Raw genomic sequence first — 15,344 nt, 5'->3', positions numbered from 1 at the left:
CGTACTGATCATGCAACGCGGCGCACCTGGGAGCGCAGGGATGAGAGCGTGAGGTCCATGGCGGTGTCCCAGCAGTCGGAAAGGACGAGGGAGCACAGGTCGATGATGTGTTGCCCGGACGGATGCTTCCACCTGCTGCCGGGCCGTTTCATCCGAATGCCAATGAGAGACTTGCAGGTGGCCTCCACGTTGCCGCTACCAATGGGCAACCCCGCCGCACGAGCCTCGGTGTAGTGCATCCGTTCGCCATGGTTCTCTATGTAGGTGAGGGCTCCGTGAACAGGGCGTGCCTCGCCCACAACCACCTCGCGCTTGCCCGATGCGTGCAACTGGCTGGCAATCCGCCAGACGGCGCCTGTCTGGTTGAGCAGCGCCAGCTTCCACTTCGCGCGCAAGGCCGGGGCCTCATCGCCCGCCAGTACGCAGGCGGCGGCACCGAGCTTCTCCATCAGGTACCAGAAGTCCACCAGTCGCGCCGGAGACTTCGCGGTGGGCGCATGCTGGGCGAGTGCCTCATCCAACCGCTGGTGCATTTCGGGAGCGCCGTCGGTGAGGACGGCAACGCGAAGGCGGGGTTTCTTTTCGAGGGCCGCTTCCACCTGAGAGGTCAGACGCGCGCACAGGCCGCGCACGTCCCCTTCCGGCATGCGGCCACAGCGCAGGCTTCGCAGGTGCGTGTACCGGGGCAAACCGAGCACTGATTCCAAGCCAAGCCGAGCAGCGATTCCGGAGGAAGGTGAGCAGCGATTCCGGGCAAGCCGAGCACGGATTCCGGGGATGCCGAGCAGGCATTCCGGGCAAGCCGAGCAGCGGCTCCGGTGAAGCCGAGCCCCCGCGGTGAAAGCGGGTGCGGGGAAGGCCAGGAGCGTTGACGGCGCTGCTGTTCCCGAGGACGCGAAGGCGCCGGCGGAGCGGCCGGAGCCGGACTGGGCGCGCGTGCATGAGGAGTTGAAGCGCAAGGGCGTCACGAAGCTGCTACTGTGGCAGGAGTACCTGGAGGCGGTGCCGGGCGGCTACCAGTACAGCCGCTTCTGCGAGAGGTACGCACGGTGGCTGGCCACCGCGAGCGTCACCCTGCGCCAGGAGCACCGCGCCGGGGAGAAGTGCTTCGTGGACTTCAGCGGCGACGGCGTGCCGGTGGTGGACGCCGTCACCGGGGAGGCGCGGGTGGCGAAGCTCTTCGTCGCGGTGCTGAAGGCCAGCAACCTGACGTACGTGGAGCCGGTATTCAGCGAGGACATGGCTACGGGCGCCGCGCCCTGGAGTGCGCTACCCCTCCCTCACCGGCTCGCCCCTCTCGCACACCAAGGCGCGCCCCCAGGAAGGCCCTCCAGGTGTCGCTGGTGGGCCTTCTGACTTTCTGGACACGCGCTGCCCTGGACTCCACCGGTGCGCGTCCCACTCCTCAACTTTTCGGCTGCTCCCAGCGCTGCACCGGCCGCGCGGTTCCCGAACTCCTGGTCGCCGATGACCAGAAATCTGCGCTTCTTGGAGACCATCAACACGTGGCCCTCGGGAGGTGGCGAGCAGACGAGCGACACCACCTGCGCCTCACCAAATCTCGCGTGGTGCCCAGCGCCAGGCACACCTCGGACGAGTGTCGTCCCTCGTCCAGCAACCGCAGCACCCTTGCTCGCTTGAAGATGCGTGCCGAGATGAGTCCGTGCGACAGCAGCGCCCCGAGCTGCAGGCGGTCCTCCGCCTTCAACTTCAGCTCGATGGGCGCCGCCCGCGCCTGCTTCCTTACCGTGGACTTCATGAGCCACCCCCTCATGCAACCCGCGGCTCGGGCAGTATCTTCGCGCAGTCTGAGGACTAGCAGCGCCGATCAGGAATCCACCCGAGTCAATCCGAGGCTCCGGTGACCCGCTTCTTCGACCTGGAGACTGGCGAGGCCCCGGGCCGGTGGTGGCGGGCGAACGGAGAAGGCCCCCTCTCCGGCCTGAAGCCTCATACCTGACAGCCCCCTGTCACAGAGGATGGGTAGGTTCTGCCCATCGACCCACGCCGTCCTGGAGGAGCGCCATGAAGCTCTATTTCCACCCCATGTCCGGAAACTCGCGCCGCGTGCTGCTCGTGGCCACCCACCTCGGCACTCCCCTGGAGCGCATCGAGGTGGACCTCACCACGGGCAAGCAGCGCGAGGCGCCGTACCTGGGCATCAACCCCAACGGGCGCGTCCCGGCGCTGGACGACGACGGCTTCGTGCTCTGGGAGTCGCGCGCCATCATGCTGTACTTGGCGGAGAAGACGCCGGGACAGCCCCTGCTCCCCACGGACGCGCGCGGACGCGCCGACGTGAACCGCTGGCTCTTCTGGTGCTCCGCCCACATGTCCCCGGCGGCCACCGTCCTCGTCCTGGAGAACTTCGTGAAGCAGCGCACCGGCCGCGGGCCGCCGAACCCCACCGAGGTCGCTCGCGGCGAAGCCCTCTTCGCGCAGGCCGCGCCCGTGCTGGACTCGCACCTCGCGGGCCGGACGTGGGTCACGCAGGATCGCCTGACGCTCGCGGACTTCTCGCTCGCCTCGTCGTTCGCCCTCGCGGGGCCCGCGCGGCTGCCGCTCGGGGACTACGCGAACATCCGGGCATGGCTCGGGCGCGTGCAGGAACTGGAGGCGTGGCAGCGCACCGCGCCTCCGGCCCCCTCCCGCGCCTGAGCACCCTGGAGCGGCTCGCGAAGCTCAACCCGATGGAGCGGTTGGGACAGCCCGGCGACATCGCCGAAGTCGTTTCGTTCCCGGCCGTCCCGGGGCGCTGCTGTCGAACGGACTCATCTCGGCACGCATCTTCAAGCAAGCAAGGGTGCTGCGGTTGCTGGACGAGGGACGACACTCGTCCGAGGTGTGCCTGGCGCTGGGCACCACGCGAGATTTGGTGAGGCGCAGGTGGTGTCGCTCGTCTGCTCGCCACCTCCCGAGGGCCACACGACCTACTCTGCCCGTGAGCCCGTCATCTGCTTCGACGAGAAGCCGGTGCCCCTGCACGAGGACGCGCGGCCCCGAAGCCCCCGCGCCCAGGCCACGTGGCCCAGCGGGACTACGAGTACGTGCGCAAGGGCAGCGCCAACCTCTTCTACAGTGTCGAGCCGCTCGCTGGGCGTCACCGCGTGGAGGCCACGCCAAACCGCACCGCGGCGCGTACCGCCCGCGCCCTCAAGCACGTGGCGGACGCCTACCCGCGGGCGCGCACCATTCACCTCGTCTGGGACAACCTCAACACCCACTGCGAGAAGACGCTGACGGATACCTTTGGACAGAAGGAAGGCCACGCCCTCTGGTGCCGCTTCACCGTGCACTACACGCCACGCCGCGACATGCTGCGGTCGAAGGACTAGACTTCCTCGAACTCTGCTCCCGTGACGTTCGCGCGCTCCATCGCCGTCTTGATGTCCTCGGAGACAATGAGCACGCCGGTCCATCCCCAGGTGCGGAACACTTTGACGTCGCCCACCTTCGTGGGGTCAATCCGCATTCCATAAACACTTCGGTACATGCCGAGCTTTTCCAGTCTCCCATCCTCTGGCGTCCAGTACATCACGTCTTCCGAGGCCTTGTCGTCGATGCATCGAACCAGACGTGTCGCCACGAGAATAAGGTATTCATCGGGGCAGCCATGGATATCCACAGGTATCAGTTGCACATCATTGGGGGCCAACTCCGCGAAGAGGGTGGCCACTCTGACGTGAACAACGGGAGTCATACCAGCGCCTGCGGTGCTGAAATCCAACCGCCTCCCAGGCTCGTCAATGGGAATCATCAGGGGACCGGACACGCGCGCGGGGCGCCCTGACGTAAATTCCCTCCAGTCCTCCATCTCGTGGCCCTGATTGTCCAGCGGCTCGTCCAAAGACCATTTCCCGCTCAGCATCTCTGGCTTGAGCCTGAAGTATCGCGAAGGATTCACCATGGTGGATTGCGCAACGGTTCTACTTGCCTTGAGTCACGAGCCTGTGAAGTAGCGTTCCTGGAGTCTTGGCCTCCCTGGCGAGGATGCGCAGCTCGCTCGCGAGGGCCTTGCGACAAGCAACCACCGTACGGCAACTGGCCATCGCCTCCGAAAGGCGCAAGTAAACAATATCATGATACTTCTGAGGATGCGGGCCCTTGTGACCTGCGATTTCGACGATGTTCTCAGGGTCCTTCAGGTCCATCCCGGCCTGCCTGAAGAGCTTTCGGAACTCAGGAGTCCAGGGCCCACCTCTCGCGGTTGAAACGTCATTCTTGTTCGTGGCGATGTGGTGACGCTCCACGCCACGTCCCCCCATGCCCCGGCTCGACATGGCCATGGCGTTGGGGGCAAGCGCGATGGTGAAGCCCTCCGCTGCCACCGCGACGGTCCGCACGCCTCCGACAGCGCCGTAACAGATGCCCGCCTGAGACTCCACGGCAAGAGCGGCCTGGGCGGAGCCCGGCAGTCTCGCGGCCGTCGCAGCCAGACCCGCCGTGCTACCCACCGCGGCCGTGGCCAGCATCACGAAGACGCGCGCCGCGTTCTCCCCGAGGACTTCCCCATACGCCTCACCCGCTGCGCTGAGGTGCTCGTAGGTCGTGGCCCGCTCCACCTCGCGCACCAAGGTCAGCCACCCGTCCAGCAGGCGCCACACCGTGTCCACGCCCAGGTAGGCGATGGCAAGGGCCGTCAGCGTCGCCGCGGCCCCCTTCGAGAGGGGCTCCGGTAGGGCCCAGAGCATGAGGTACATCGTCGCGCTGGCGGTGATGGCGGCCATCACCGCGACAGGGTCTGTCGTGTCCCTCAAGGCTTCGGCGGTCTCCTCCCACACCGAATCCATCGCGATGGCAAAGGCCCAGGTGAACTTGCCGTCGCTGGCCAACAGCGGGCCTTCCTCCAACACGCGTAAGCAGTCTCCAGGCCGGCCCTTTCGCTTGCACCACTGTCCGTAGGCGCGCGTCAACTCCTCGTCCGCGTAGGACTCCAGCAGGTGGGGGCCATCCGCGTCCTCGCGACGTTGGGGTATCAACCGAGGGGGGGCTGCTCTCATAGCCGTACACCCCGCTGCGGGACGGAACGCCAAAGAGCTCTCGGGCTTGCTGCATAGGGTTGCGCTGAGGGCGCACGTCCCGCGCGAGTTCTGCGAGAGCCTCTTCAAATTCGTCGTCGTCGAGTTCGGCCGCCTCCAGCTCCGCGCCTGGCTCCTCGCTCGGAGTGACAACGAAAGAGTCATGTCCGGTTTCCAGCCGCACGACTCGAGTTGTCGCGCAGCCAGTGACGACTGTGAGCAAGAGCAGCGGCGCCGCCCATCGAAGCACCATGCAGTGTCCCCAGGTGTTGTCGCGCACGCTCATTGATGGCTCCACGGCATTCCACGGACCGGCTCTTTGATGGGCACCTTCGGGAGTTCCGCGAAACCACTGAAGTCCACCATGAGCGTGCTCGGACAGGTGACACCGCCGAAGATAGGCGCATCGTGCCATGCCTACCTGCGTTCTCTCTTGACGCTTCGTTATGACGGCGTTGCCACACGCCCCCATGTCAATGAGCTCATGATTTCAAAATATTGCTGCCCTGCGCGGCCAGCCGAACGAGCGCGTCAACGGAACGCATCGACAATGTACGCTGCTGCCTTGGAGCCTTCGAGGATGGCCATCCCGGGCTTCGACTCGGGCAACTTCCGCATCTGGTCACGGCTGAGCCGGGCTACCGCGCAGAGGGGAACCTTCTCGCTGTCCGGCGGGTGGGCCTCGTACCACCGGATGACGACCTGTGGGCCGCTCGTCCAGACCTGTCCATACAAGCGGGTCGTCGACTCAAGCGTCCCAAGTTCCTCGTCCAAAATGCTCTCGATAGGTCCATCGTAGAGCGTGATGCGCCTTGCGTCGAGTTGGTTCGCATCAAGGTCCACCCACGCGGAATCCCCAACATGCAGCTTCAAATACCGCATGACTTCAAGCGCCTTCGCCGAGCACTCCTGCGGACCCGGCGTGCCGTCCGGACGGAGTGCCACGCCGCCGGTTGTCGTGCAGCCGGAAGACGTGGTGAGCAGGACGATGGAGCCGAGCAGCAGCGCTTTGATCGTGTGCATGAACGGCACTTCTACTGCCGAATGAGGGTGTGATCCATCGCCACTGCGACCTGTAGGAGCCCATCCCCCCGGAAGATCTGTAGGAAGAGATCAGCGAGCTGTCCACCCCCTGTCTCGAAGGCGCTCTTGTCAGCCACAACCGCGATCTTTCCCGACTGACCGTGCGCGATCACGCCTCGGTCCATGCGAAGCGCAAAGGGGCGAGCCGTGTAGCTGGTGAAATCGCGAGTCAGGTAGGCGCCATCAAATGCCCATGGCTGGCCGTAGTCGGTGTTCTTCAGGTGGATGACGACCGCCGCCTTCCCGGGGCCCTCGAACAGTTCCACCTTCATGTCCATGTCCTCGTTCTTCGCGCGCCAGTACCTCTTGCGGCGAAACGGCGTCTTCTTGACCTCCCCGTTGGCAAGCAACGTCGCGAGGGCGTGATCGACCGAGTTCTCTTCCTTGCGATAGCGCTCATTCTCTTCTGTGAGCGTGTCGTTCTTCTTGAGCGCGTCCATCAGGGCCGCGTACATGGACGCATAGCTCTCCCGATTTTTGAACACGTCGACCTGCTGGTCGAGAATCGGCGGCCACCCTCCGTCGTTCTTGCGCCACGGGGGCTTCACGAGGAACGGAATCTCGGTCCCATCAATCAGTGTCACGACCAGGGGAATGCCCTCGTCCCGGTGGAGGTCCCGAATGGGCTCAAGGATGACCTTGTTGCGAGCAACCGCCAACGGTTCAAGCCGACCCTCCCAACCCATCATCTTCGTCTTGCTCGGGTCTACAGTCTGCTCGAACCGCAGTGTCGTGACGACCTGCCCCTTCACGTAGACGGAGTGGGTGCCGTCTGCTGGGTGTTCGGAGAGCATGATGGCGCGCACAGCGGGCTTGTCGCGCTCGTCGCGGGCCTGAGCGGCTGATGACACCACGAGGACAGCGATCAGGCCATACCCGAAACCGGGGAGAGTGCGCATAGTCCCGCCAACCTACCAAGTTGGGTCCAAGCGCGGCAACCTACGCGGGCCTCGCGTGTAGGATGCCGAGCATTGGCCCTGCTCGGCCCACTGAAGAGGCGTCAGCACTGACGCGCCAAGCCCGGCGCTCGGCTGTTGCCCGGCAACCAGCCTGGAAGGCCCTCTTCCGCTCCCCGCCTCTAGAACAGTGGGGTTGCTGGTAACCTTGGAGAAGCCGAAGAGCCCGGCAGCTTCAGGAGACCCGATGAACGGAGCGAATGACGGACGTTCCCCGCCCTCTTCCCGTGAAGCCGAGCCCGACGACGAGCACGGTGATTCGGGTCCGGAGGAGCCCCGGCGGCCTCCGATTTATGTCCTGGAAGGCAACACCCTGCACACGCGGCTGACGCGCGAGCTGGGGGTGAACTATCCGTTCGTCAGCGACGGCATGGCCTTCGTGTCGCTGCCGCCGCTGGTCATCGCCGTGTCAGAGGCGGGTGGCGTGGGCATGCTCGGCGCCGCGCCGGAGCCGGCGGACGCCCTGGAGGTCCGGCTCCAGGCAATCCAAGCAGGCACGCAGCGGCCGTTCGGCGTGAACTTCCTCCTGGTCCCACGGGATGGCCGGCACCCCACCACGCGCGAGCACATCGAGGCGTGCGTCGCCCGGCGCGTGCCCATCGTCTCCTTCCAAGGCGGCCTGCCGCCCTCGGAGTGGGTGGCGGCGCTGCGGACCGCGGGCTGCCGGGTCTGGGTCCAGGCGCCCTCGGGCGAGGTGGCCCGGCTGGCCCTGGCGCTGGGCGTGGACGGGCTCATCGCGCAGGGCCGGCAGGCGTCCGGACTCAACCAGAGCACCACGCCCACCCTGGCGCTGGTGCGCGAGCTGCGCGAGCTGACGGACTCAGTGCCGGTGCTGGCCGCGGGCGGCATCGCCGACGGGCCCAGCGCGGCGCGCGCCCTCTTCCATGGCGCGGACGGCGTCTGGGTGGGCACGCGCATGGTGGCCTCCGTGGAAGCGCACGCCCACCCGTCCTACAAGCAGCGCATCGTCGACGGGGACGCGGGGGACTCGGACGTCACCACGGTCTTCGGACGGGAGTGGCCGGGCCACCGCATGCGCGTGCTGCGCAACCGCGTGGTGCGCGAGTGGACGGGACGCGAGGGCCGCGTGCCCATGCCCATGGCGACACCGGAGCGCATCGGCACCACCCGGCTCTTCCCTGGCATCCCAGGCGGCCCCCTTGTCGACGTGCCACCACACAGCGCCTTCGTGCCCACCCCCGACACCGAGGGGGACCTGGAGGAGATGTCCATGCCGGCCAGCGGCGCCAGCATGGCGCGCATCGAGAGCGTGCTGCCCGCCGGACAAATCGTAGTGGAGCTGATGGAGCGCGCGCGCCGGGTGCTCGCGGATCCGCACGGCCTGGACGCCGACGCGGATGAGGACGGCCGGGGCTGAATTGGAGTAGAGCGCCCTCATGGGTGCAAGGTGGCGTCGAACGGCGCAGGTCGGCTGGCTGGCTTTCGCGCTGTGCGGCGCCACCGCGGTGGTGCGCGCCTCCACGGCCGAGCTGCCGCCACGCGAACGCGCCCTGAGCGCGGCCGAGCGCAAGCAGGTAGGCCGCGCCGCCGCGCGCCAGGAGCCGGAGTGGCGCCGCAAGTCGCGCCAGTCCTTTCCCGGCGACCGCTGGTCCCAGGACGATGACTTCGGCGCGTCCGAGCGCCAGTGGGCGCTGGACGAGGCCCGCCGCCGCCGCGTGCCGGTGACGGACGTCCTGGGCGCCATCGACGAGGAGCTGCACGGCCAGCCCGTGCTGCCCCCGCGCAAGGCCACCGCCAGCCCCTGCAAGCCCCGCCCCTTCTACGACTGAGCTCCGGCGCCCTTTCGCCCATGATGCCTCCTCCCCGCAGGCTGCTCCGCTTCGCCCACCGCGCCGCCACCCTCACCAGCGTGCGGCTGGCCCTGTTCGCCGCGCTGGCGCTGGCCGCCGCCTGGCGTCCACTGCAGCAGGCCGGAGGCATGAATGACTTCCGCGACGCGCACCTGCTGCACTCGTACGAGGACGCGGGGACGCGCACGGTGACGCACTACGGGCAGCTCCCGCTGTGGAACCCGTGGGCCTGCGGCGGGCAGTACGCGCTGGGCAGTCCGCAGACGCGGGTGGCGTCTCCCACGCTGCTCGTGTCCGCGCTCATGGGCGCGCGGACGGCGGAGCCGCTGCTGCTGTGGGCCTTCCTCGTGCTCGGCATGGAGGGCTTCTTCCACTATGCGCGGCGGCGCGTGGGCTCCGCGCTGGGGGCGCTCGGCGCGGCGCCGCTGTTCGGCCTGGCGGGCTTCACCGCGCTGTCGTGGTCCATCGGCTGGCTCAACTTCGCGGGCTTCCTGCTGCTGCCCTGGCTGCTGTGGGGCACGCGCCGCGCGGCGGAGGGTCACCTTCGCGGCGCCGCGGTGGTGGCTGGCACCTTCGCGGTGCTGCTGGGCTTCGGCGGCACGTATCCCGTCCCCATGGGCGCGCTCTTCGTCGCGCTGGAGGCCGGGCGCACGCTGTACGGCCTGCGCGGGACGCCCCGGCGCAAGTCGGCCCTGTGGGCCCTGGGCGCCACCGCCGTGTTCACCCTGGGCGCCTGCGCGTTCCGGCTGTGGCCGCTGGTGGAGACCATGCGCTCGGCGCCGCGCATCATGGCGGGCACGCCGGGCAACGCCGCGGAGGAGCTGGCGCGCATGCTGCTCCAGATGCCGGCGCGCTCCGGCCACAGCGACCCGGGCAACTTCTTCCTCGCGCCGGCGGTGCTCGCGCTGGTTCCGCTGGCCGCGTGGGCCTGGCGCCGCGCGCTGTACCCGGCGGTGCTGGCGGCGCTGTGCGTGTGGATGGCGGCCGGCTACGCCGCGGTTCCCTCGCTGTTCGGCGCGCTGCGGCTGCTGCCCATCTTCGGGACGCTGCGCTATCCGGAGCGCTTCCTCGTGCCCGCCGGGCTCTTCCTGGCGGAGCTGGTGGCGCTGGGGCTCGCCGTGCTGCTGGTGCGCGTGTGGCGCGTGCCAGCCACGCGCACGGCGACGTCCTGGTGGCCCACCGTGGCGGTGGTGGCCTGCGTCGTCATCGCCGTGGGCTGGGGCCTCCAGGTGCGCGCCTTCGACCGGCTCAGCCGCTGGTCGCAGGTGGTGCCCTCGCCGGGCCCCGTCCCCAATGAGGCGGAGCGCCCCTTCGCCCAGGCGCGCGGCAACCGCTGGGCCCAGGGCTACTTCCTGGCGCTCAACCGGGGCTCCATCGCCTGTGGCGAGGCGTGGCCGGTGCCCATGTCCGAGCGCCTGCGCGGCGACCTGCCCCAGGAGGAGTACCTGGAGGACGCCTCCGCGGGCACCGCGCGCCGCGTGGAGTGGACCCCCAACCGCGTCACGGTGGACGTGACGGCCACGCGTCCCACGGTGCTCCTGGTGAACCAGAACTGGCACCCGGGCTGGAAGTCCTCGGAGGGCCAGGTGGTGTCCCATGACGGGCTGCTCGGCGTGCGCGTGGCGGAAGGGACGCACCGCGTGGTGCTGCGCTTCCTGCCACGCTCCGGCCTGGGCGGCGCGGGGGTCTCCGCGCTCGCGTGGCTGGGCCTGGGCTTCGTGGCCTGGCGGCTGCGCGGGCGGCTGGGGCCCGCGGCCATCGGCGTGGCCACGGTGCCGCTGGTGGTCTGGGGCGTGCTGCTGGCGACGTCACCGGAGCCGCTGGCCCGCGCCGCGCCCCTCAACGCGGATGGCTCGCCGATACGCGTGGCGGCGCTGCCGCCCACCGCGAAGCCCGTGGGCGCGCGGTTCGACGTGCCGGTGGAGCTGGTGGGCGCGGAGCTGCCGTCGGCGCCGGACGCGGAGGGGCTGCTCCACCTGGTGCTCTACTGGCGCGTCACCGGGCCGGTGCCTCGCTCCGCGGGCATCTTCGTCCACTTCCCGGGCCCGCCGGGCAGCAAGCGGAAGAACGCGGACCACCCGGTGCTGGGCGGCACCTACTTCTTCGCCGAGGCGCCCCGCGACACGCTCCTGCGGGACGCCTTCTCCGTGTCCACGAAGGACTGGGACGCGGGCGAGCGGAAGGTCCTGGTGGGCCTGTGGCACGCTGGGGGAGATGGCTCCCGCATCGACGGACGGGGCACGGACGGAAAACCGCTGACGCCGTCCCATGTCCAGGTGGGCACACTCACGGTGCCGCCCAAGGCACAGTCCGAGGAGACGCCCTGAGTCCCCGGGGCAGCGGGCGGCGGGGACGCATGACGCGACGCGATGATGGCGTTATGAAGCGCGCATGCGAATCCTGCACACCATGCTCCGCGTCGGTGACCTCGAGCGCTCGCTCGACTTCTACACCCGGGTCATCGGCATGAAGTTGCTGCGCCGCCACGACTACCCGGACGGCAAGTTCACCCTGGCCTTCGTGGGCTTCGGCCCCGAGGACACCCACCCCGCGCTGGAGCTCACGCACAACTGGGGCGTCGAGAAGTACGAGCTCGGCACGGCCTACGGCCACATCGCCCTGGGCGTCAGTGACATCCATGGGACGTGCGAGGCCATCCGGCAGGCCGGTGGCAAGGTGGTGCGCGAGCCCGGCCCCATGAAGCACGGCACCACCGTCATCGCCTTCGTCGAGGACCCGGACGGCTACAAGGTGGAGCTCATCCAGAAGGACCGCTGAGCCCACCGCGCCGTCCCAGGCCCGAAGCTCACGCAACGCCTGCACATCCGGCCCAGGCCCGTTAGTGTGGCGCCGTGAGCTCCGCACCCCTCTTCCTCCCCGACCACACCCCACCCGACCGGCCACGCGAGGGCGCCCTGCTCTTCCTCGCCCGGGGCATGGACGTGCTCGTCCAGGAGCACGCGGACGGCGTCGCCATCCCCACTGGTGCGGCCTTCCCGGAGCTCGCCGCCGCCGCGCACTACCTGGGGGCGCTGGACGGCGTGGACTGCTACGCGGCGGGGTTCGCCAAGGACTTCGTCCCGCCCGACGGCTACAAGGTCGTCGCCGCCCGCTCGCTCTTCAAGCGCGTGGATGACGCCCGCTTCGCCGTGGCGGGCCGCGCGCTCGCGATTGTCGAGTGGGACCTCACCCACCGCTTCTGCGGCCGGTGCGGACAGCCCACCCTGCTGGTCGCCGGAGAGCGCGCCCGCCGCTGCCCGGTGGACAAGACGCCCTTCTATCCCCGCATCGCCCCCGCCATCATCGTCCTCGTCACCCGCGGCGACACGATGCTGCTGGCGCAAAACGCCCAGTTCCCAGAGCCCATGTTCAGCACGCTCGCCGGCTTCGTGGAGCCGGGCGAGTCGCTGGAGGAGTGCGTGGCGCGTGAGGTGAAGGAGGAGGTCGGCATCGACGTGAAGAACGTCCGCTACTTCGGCTCGCAGCCGTGGCCCTTCGGCCGCTCGCTGATGGTGGGCTTCACCGCCGAGCACGCGGGCGGCGACATCAGCGTGGACCGCAAGGAAATCTCCGAGGCCCACTGGTTCAGCCCGGACCACCTGCCGCGCATCCCCCCGAAGCTCAGTATCGCCCGGCAGCTCATCGACGCCTTCGTCGAGCGCGTGAAGGGCCCCGCCGCCCCTTGAGTGCCCCTCGGGCGAGGCAGCAGGCCGCGCTTGACCTGGCGTGGCAGGTTGGGGTTGAAGCGCCCCTCCCCCGAATCAGCGAAGACGCCATGCCCGCAGCGCGCCCACACATCGAGCCCCGACGCGTCCCCACCGCGGACTCCGTGGTGGTGAAGGAAATCTACCTCAGCGTCCAGGGAGAGTCCTCACACGCCGGGCTGCTGTGCGCCTTCATCCGCCTCACGGGCTGCCACCTGCGCTGCACCTACTGCGACAGCGAGTTCGCCTTCCACGGCGGCGCGCGCCGGAAAATCACGGACATCGTCAGCGAGGTGCGGGGCCTGCGCACGCCCATGGTGGAAGTCACGGGCGGCGAGCCGCTGCTCCAGCCCGGCGTCTACCCGCTGATGGAGGCGCTGCTCGACGCCGGCTTCAAGGTGCTGCTGGAGACGAGCGGCGCCATCGACGTGCGGCTGGTGCCTCCGGCGGTGCACAAAATCGTCGACATGAAGACGCCCTCCTCGGGCGAGCACTCACGCAACGACTACCGCAACTTCACGTCGATGAACGCCAACGACGAGCTGAAGTTCGTCATCGGCTCGCGCGAGGACTACGACTGGGCCAAGGCGCTCATCGCCGAGCACCAGCTGCTCCAGAAGCCCTACGGCACCCTGTTCTCCACCGTGTTCGACAAGCTCCACCCGCGCGAGCTCGCCGAGTGGGTCATCGAGGACAGGCTCGCCGTGCGCTTCCAACTGCAGATGCACAAGTACCTGTGGGACCCGAACGCGCGCGGCGTGTGAGCGCGGCGATGGGGCCCTCAGGGCCCGAAGCCAAAGAAGATGACGGACAGCCAGCTCGAGGCCAGCCCCAGGTTCAGCCAGCCGAGCCCCGTCGTCACCCGCGCCAGCGTCCGCCCGCGCTCGGCGCCCTCGCCCCGGGCGATGCGCCGCAGCTCCCGCAGGCCCAGCACCACGCCGGCCAGCCCCGCCACCAGCGTGGGCAGCGGCAACGCCAGCGAGCACGGCAGGCACACCAGCCCCGCCACGTTGAGCGCCAGCGCCACCCGAATCACCCGCGAAGGACGCGCCTCCCGGCGCAGCACCGCCACGCAGGGCGCGCAGTAGGGGGCTTCGCCCACCAGCTCCGTGCAGTCCCCGCACAGGAAGCCGCCGCAGCGCGTGCACGTGGCCACCGCGGCCTCGTCCAGGTGGGTGGCGCAGACGGCGCCGATGGGTGTGCGCACGCGGCCTTCCACGCCGGGCGCCCCGCCGTCAGAAGCCCGTGGGCGGCGAGCGCGAGGCCAGCGCCGACAGGCTGTGCAGGCCCAGCCCCAGGAACACGGCGGCCAGCACGGTGCTGGCCATGAAGCCCGCGACGATGAGGCCCTTGCGCCGGTGCTCGAACTGGCTGAAGGCGTAGAAGGGCATGTAGCAGGGAATCAGCAGCACCATCACCCCCGTGCCCACGCTCCGCCGGAAGGCGTGGACGAGCAGGGTGGCGGCGCAGCCCAGCGCGAGCGCGGCGAACAGGATGGCGAGCGGGAGCAGCGGCACGTTTCCCCCCTTAACACGTTCCACGCTTTGCGGCGCTGGCGTGCGCATATTAAGCACGCCCCGACGTCAACCAGCCGAGGTGCCTGCCGATGAACGCCGCCAAGACGCTGCTCAACTTCGTCCTCGCCGGCGCCCTGCTGGGCGTCGTGGTCGCCTCCTGGCTGGGGCCCCACTACCTGGGCTGGAACAACGAGACGCCCTACGCCACCCAGACGATGTGCAACCTGCCCGAGGTCATCCGCCAGACGTCCGCGGACCTGATTTCGTACCAGGTCATCGGCGGGGGCGCGGGCGCGGGCCTCTTCCTCATCCTGGGCGGGCTCTTCGTACGCCGCACCCACCAGCGGGCGCGGGGGCAGGCCGGCCAGACGCCGCCGCCCACGGCGCCGCGCGCCACTCCCTGACGCGCGGCCCGCGGCGCTCAGGGCGACTGGGACGCCGCCGCGTGGACGATGACGCCGGGGCCCTGGGCCACGATGCCGCCCCCCTCGCTGTCCAGCACGGTGACCATGATGGCGAAGTTCGTCGTCTCCGACACCTCGGGCGCCACCCAGGTGGGGTTGCGCGCGTTCACATCGCTGAAGGTGCCCGCGGGCTGCGCAGGGAGTTGCTTCCACTGGTAGGTCATCGCGTCCCCGTCCGGGTCTTCGACCTCGAAGACGAAGGACACCTCGCCCCCCGCCGCGACGACCTGCGGCGAAGGCCGCGGCCCCGTGGAGACCTCGGGCGGGTGGTTGGCCCGGCAGGACACCCCGAGCCCCAACAGCACCAACGCCCCGAACACCTTCGAGTACGAGTGAGACATGAACCGGCCCCCTTGCATGGTCGCGCCAGAGTAACGCGCCTGCAACGGGGGAGGTATTGCCCCACCGGCGTGATACAGGCGCTCAGGTGCGCCCCAGCATGCGCAGCTTCTCCGCGCGCGACAGCCGCTTGATGGCGGCCTCCCGCCGGAGCGCCGCGCCGCGGTCCCCCGCGGCCTCGCTCCACACCAGGGTGACGGGCAGCCGCGCCCGCGTGTACGCCGCGCCGCGCCCCCGGCCATGGGTGGCCAGCCGGCGCTCCAGGTTGCTGGTGGCGCCGGTGTACAGCGTGCCGTCACGGCAGCGCAGGATGTAGACAGTCCACGAGGGCGATTCGTCCGGCACGGCGTGCCGCACTCTACCGCCCCCGGGGACCGCCGTCTCACCCCGCGCCGCGAGCCCGGAGGCCCCGAAGCCGCAGCCGCGGCGCCCCCGCCCACATCGCTCCGGGA

At 69.4% G+C, this 15,344-nt stretch carries 17 protein-coding genes and 3 pseudogenes; 10 read left to right on the top strand and 10 right to left on the bottom strand.

What is annotated here, in order from left to right; genetic code table 11:
* Positions 1 to 8: 8 nt before the first annotated feature.
* Positions 9 to 671: pseudogene (locus tag HV824_RS24885) on the bottom strand (ISKra4 family transposase); the annotation flags it as partial.
* A 238-nt stretch (positions 672 to 909) separates the two neighbouring features.
* On the opposite strand from HV824_RS24885, the pseudogene HV824_RS24880 reads away from it, so the two are divergent.
* A pseudogene (locus HV824_RS24880) lies at positions 910 to 1,221 on the top strand (IS21 family transposase); the annotation flags it as partial.
* Positions 1,222 to 1,498: 277 nt separating this feature from the next.
* Here HV824_RS24880 and HV824_RS24875 read toward each other — a convergent pair.
* Positions 1,499 to 1,759 carry a hypothetical protein gene (locus HV824_RS24875; protein ID WP_176424404.1) on the bottom strand — a complete coding sequence of 87 codons (261 nt, stop codon included), beginning with the start codon at positions 1,757 to 1,759 and terminating at the stop codon, positions 1,499 to 1,501.
* A gap of 266 nt (positions 1,760 to 2,025) precedes the next feature.
* Here HV824_RS24875 and HV824_RS24870 point away from each other — a divergent pair, with 266 nt between their 5' ends.
* Positions 2,026 to 2,658 (top strand): glutathione S-transferase family protein, encoded by a 633-nt coding sequence (locus tag HV824_RS24870; RefSeq protein WP_176424403.1) that lies wholly within the window; start codon positions 2,026 to 2,028, stop codon positions 2,656 to 2,658.
* A 296-nt stretch (positions 2,659 to 2,954) separates the two neighbouring features.
* Positions 2,955 to 3,335, top strand: coding sequence for a transposase (locus HV824_RS24865; RefSeq protein ID WP_255208321.1), 381 nt, complete (start codon positions 2,955 to 2,957; stop codon positions 3,333 to 3,335).
* On the opposite strand, the gene HV824_RS24860 is transcribed toward HV824_RS24865, so the two are convergent.
* The 4 genes and pseudogenes from HV824_RS24860 to HV824_RS24845 form a co-directional block, all read right to left on the bottom strand.
* Positions 3,332 to 3,907, bottom strand: a complete 576-nt coding sequence (locus HV824_RS24860) for a DUF1629 domain-containing protein (RefSeq protein ID WP_176424401.1) — start codon at positions 3,905 to 3,907, stop codon at positions 3,332 to 3,334. The genes HV824_RS24865 and HV824_RS24860 overlap by 4 nt on opposite strands.
* 19 nt (positions 3,908 to 3,926) lie before the next feature.
* Positions 3,927 to 5,271 (bottom strand): annotated as a pseudogene (locus tag HV824_RS24855) (AHH domain-containing protein).
* 278 nt (positions 5,272 to 5,549) lie between these two features.
* Entirely contained in the window at positions 5,550 to 6,041 is a 492-nt protein-coding gene (locus HV824_RS24850) for a serine/threonine protein kinase (protein WP_176424400.1), read from the bottom strand.
* Between the two features lie 11 nt (positions 6,042 to 6,052).
* Complete coding sequence (locus HV824_RS24845; RefSeq protein ID WP_176424399.1) at positions 6,053 to 7,000, bottom strand: DUF2381 family protein; 948 nt, start codon at positions 6,998 to 7,000, stop codon at positions 6,053 to 6,055.
* Positions 7,001 to 7,244: 244 nt separating this feature from the next.
* Between HV824_RS24845 and HV824_RS24840 the strand changes: the two genes are divergently transcribed.
* The 6 genes from HV824_RS24840 to HV824_RS24815 all read left to right on the top strand — a co-directional run bounded on the left by HV824_RS24840 (position 7,245) and on the right by HV824_RS24815 (position 13,336).
* Complete coding sequence (locus tag HV824_RS24840) at positions 7,245 to 8,435, top strand: nitronate monooxygenase family protein (RefSeq protein WP_176424398.1); 1,191 nt, start codon at positions 7,245 to 7,247, stop codon at positions 8,433 to 8,435.
* A gap of 19 nt (positions 8,436 to 8,454) precedes the next feature.
* A complete protein-coding gene (locus tag HV824_RS24835; protein WP_176424397.1) occupies positions 8,455 to 8,847 on the top strand; it encodes a hypothetical protein in 393 nt (130 codons plus the stop codon).
* Between the two features lie 20 nt (positions 8,848 to 8,867).
* Complete coding sequence (locus HV824_RS24830) at positions 8,868 to 11,195, top strand: hypothetical protein (protein ID WP_176424396.1); 2,328 nt, start codon at positions 8,868 to 8,870, stop codon at positions 11,193 to 11,195.
* A 64-nt stretch (positions 11,196 to 11,259) separates the two neighbouring features.
* On the top strand, positions 11,260 to 11,646 hold the full coding sequence (gene gloA, locus HV824_RS24825) for a lactoylglutathione lyase (RefSeq protein WP_176419560.1): 387 nt from the start codon (positions 11,260 to 11,262) through the stop codon (positions 11,644 to 11,646).
* 74 nt (positions 11,647 to 11,720) lie between these two features.
* Positions 11,721 to 12,554 (top strand): NAD(+) diphosphatase, encoded by an 834-nt coding sequence (nudC, locus tag HV824_RS24820; protein ID WP_176424395.1) that lies wholly within the window; start codon positions 11,721 to 11,723, stop codon positions 12,552 to 12,554.
* 89 nt (positions 12,555 to 12,643) lie between these two features.
* Positions 12,644 to 13,336: a radical SAM protein gene (locus tag HV824_RS24815; protein WP_176424394.1), complete on the top strand. Its 693-nt coding sequence runs from the start codon at positions 12,644 to 12,646 to the stop codon at positions 13,334 to 13,336.
* A 17-nt stretch (positions 13,337 to 13,353) separates the two neighbouring features.
* Here HV824_RS24815 and HV824_RS24810 read toward each other — a convergent pair whose 3' ends face one another.
* Positions 13,354 to 13,779, bottom strand: coding sequence for a hypothetical protein (locus HV824_RS24810; RefSeq protein ID WP_368738102.1), 426 nt, complete (start codon positions 13,777 to 13,779; stop codon positions 13,354 to 13,356).
* 28 nt (positions 13,780 to 13,807) lie between these two features.
* Positions 13,808 to 14,137, bottom strand: a complete 330-nt coding sequence (locus HV824_RS24805) for a hypothetical protein (RefSeq protein WP_176424392.1) — start codon at positions 14,135 to 14,137, stop codon at positions 13,808 to 13,810.
* A gap of 41 nt (positions 14,138 to 14,178) precedes the next feature.
* Between HV824_RS24805 and HV824_RS24800 the strand changes: the two genes are divergently transcribed.
* Entirely contained in the window at positions 14,179 to 14,493 is a 315-nt protein-coding gene (locus tag HV824_RS24800) for a hypothetical protein (protein WP_176424391.1), read from the top strand.
* A 17-nt stretch (positions 14,494 to 14,510) separates the two neighbouring features.
* Here the strand turns inward: HV824_RS24800 and HV824_RS24795 are convergent, their stop codons facing one another.
* Both HV824_RS24795 and HV824_RS24790 read right to left on the bottom strand, forming a co-directional pair.
* The gene (locus HV824_RS24795) at positions 14,511 to 14,894 is read right to left on the bottom strand and encodes a hypothetical protein (RefSeq protein WP_255208316.1); all 384 of its coding nucleotides are present in this window, start codon (positions 14,892 to 14,894) and stop codon (positions 14,511 to 14,513) included.
* Positions 14,895 to 14,976: 82 nt separating this feature from the next.
* On the bottom strand, positions 14,977 to 15,249 hold the full coding sequence (locus HV824_RS24790; protein WP_176424390.1) for a GIY-YIG nuclease family protein: 273 nt from the start codon (positions 15,247 to 15,249) through the stop codon (positions 14,977 to 14,979).
* Between the last annotated feature and the right edge of the window lie 95 nt (positions 15,250 to 15,344).

It is taken from the genome of Myxococcus sp. AM009, assembly GCF_013372605.1.
Lineage (GTDB): Bacteria > Myxococcota > Myxococcia > Myxococcales > Myxococcaceae > Myxococcus > Myxococcus vastator.
Note: the sequence above shows the minus strand (reverse complement) of the source record. Positions and strands in the feature narration are given on the sequence as shown.